Below are 2131 nucleotides of genomic sequence, written 5' to 3'. Positions count from 1 at the left end.
GGAAGACACCGTCCAATTCTGGCTGGACGCCGGCGCCAACGTCAATCTGCGCGGAGCTAGTGGCTGTACGGCAATCATGCTCGGAGCGAAGCATTCGAAGATTGTTCAGCGTCTGCTTGAGCGCGGTGCAGATGTAGCCGCCACAGACAATGGTGGTGATACGGCCTTGGATTATGCGATCGATGATCAAAGCATCATGCGTGCTGGCAGCCGGCTGAAGTCGATTGAACTAGTAGCACGCGAACTCAGTCGGGTCGATGCGTCGTCATTGAAGCGATCTCTTGATCACGCAATCGAAATCGCTCGAAAGACAAGAGTTCATCATCAAGTGCTGACGAAGTTGGGACTGCGCCCGGTGTCAGAGAATCTCCTTAGGGCCCGAAAACAAACTGACCAAAGTAAAGCACATCAAGCTTGGCTGCTTGACATGGAAGATCTCATTGATCTGGAGATAACAGAAATCGAGCTCGCAGACAGGATCGTTGCATTGCTTCGAGAAGTTGTCGCTGAGGCTAAAGAGTAATTGTAGTTGGCCCGGCCTGTTGGCCAGTCTCGCCGGGTGCCGGGTGCCATGGAACGCCGCTAACCCTTTGGGGTGCCGGGTGCCATGGAACGCCGTTAACCCTGTTGGGGAGAGAGTAAAAGCGGTCTTGATGCGGGTTGTGGTTGCGGGGATTCTTTGATTGCTATCGAAGAATGTCCGGCCACTTTTCCCAAGGATTCGGGATGTCGCATCAAGACCAACACGCCGGAGGCGTGCGCAGGAATTCTGTCTATCTGCTCGAAGCGTTGCAATGGCTGTTTCGGGGCGTCCGCTTTTCGGAGATCTCGCTACGAGACGATTGCACGTGGACGCCACGCTGGCTGGCGGCGGCAGCCCTGTTGTGGGTCTGGTCGGGAGAGTCCACACTTCGGGAGCGGTTCGCCTGCAGTCGGCGGTTGGTGGCTCATCTTCGTGGTGACGATGTCCAGCCCGCTGGTTCCTATCAGGCGTTCCTCAAGTTGTGATGCCGCTGGACGGACCCATTGGTCACAGTGCTCCAGCAGGCGCTGCGGCAGCGGATGCAGGAGATGACCGCACAGTGGACATTACACGGTTTGGTTGTGTTCGGCATGGATGGCAGCCGCATCGATCTGCCGCGGACGAAGTCTCACGAGCAGGCGTCGGCTCCGTCGCGAACTCCGTCACGTCGCACGAAGACAGCCCGCGGCAAACGGCGAGCGCCGTCCCGTCAGAAACACGCCAGTCATCCTCAACTCTGGCTGACGACTCTGTTCCACGTATCGCTCCATTTGCCTTGGAACTGGCGGATCGGCCCGGCGGACAGCAGCGAACGTTCTCACGTCTTGGACATGCTGGAGACGCTGCCGGACGCGTCGCTGCTCTTGGGAGATGCGGGGTTCGTCGGCTACGACTTCGCCCAGACGGTGCTGACCAGTGGTCGTGGCCTGCTGGTCCGAGTCGGAGCGAATGTCACTTTGTGGAAGCAACTGGGATATGTCCGAGAATCAATGAAAACCGTCTCTGTGTGGCCCGATCAGGCGGCCGCCCGCCGTGATCCGCCGCTCGTATTTCGCCATGTGGTTGTTCAGGGACCACGGCACCCGATTCATTTGATCGTCAGCTTGCCGCCGGGTCAGCGGCTGAGTGATCGACAAGTCGCTGATGTCTATCGGGCGCGCTGGGTGATCGAAGTGTTTTATCGACACTTCAAACAGACCTTCGCCCGTCGGAAACTCCGCAGCCACGCAGCCGACAACGCACGCGTGGAACTGGAGTGGTCACTGGTGGGCCTCTGGTCGCTGCTGCTGTACGCCAGCGATGAACTCAACCGTCAGGAGATTCCTCTGGAACGCCTCAGCGCTGCGGGCAGTCTGCGAGCGTTCCGCCAAATCGCCCGAGACTACTACCACCCCGCCGAAACAAGCAACACGCTGCGACAACGACTTCGCCGAGCGCTCATCGACACCTACCCGAGGGCAAACAAAGCCAGCCGTGACTACCCTCAGAAAAAACAAACCCGACCCACCGCCGGCCCCCCCAAGATCCTCATCGCCAGCCAATCCCAAAGGCAACTCGCACGATCCTTCCCCCCACTCACAATAAAGGGTTAACGGCGTTCTGTGGCAT

The 2131-nt window shown here is 58.7% G+C and carries 2 protein-coding genes; both read left to right on the top strand.

The annotated features are described in order from the left end of the window. On the top strand, positions 1 to 523 hold a 523-nt coding region (locus R3C13_RS14895; RefSeq protein WP_371311630.1), incomplete at its 5' end, for an ankyrin repeat domain-containing protein. A 512-nt stretch (positions 524 to 1035) separates the two neighbouring features. Beyond that, entirely contained in the window at positions 1036 to 2115 is a 1080-nt protein-coding gene (locus tag R3C13_RS14890; protein ID WP_371311631.1) for a transposase, read from the top strand. The last annotated feature ends 16 nt before the right edge of the window (positions 2116 to 2131 follow it).

This window comes from Hyphomonas sp. (assembly GCF_041398385.1).
In the GTDB taxonomy this organism is placed as follows: Bacteria; Pseudomonadota; Alphaproteobacteria; order Caulobacterales; family Hyphomonadaceae; genus Hyphomonas.
The sequence above is the reverse complement of the archived record's forward strand: the minus strand, read 5'-3'. Positions and strand labels throughout refer to the sequence as shown.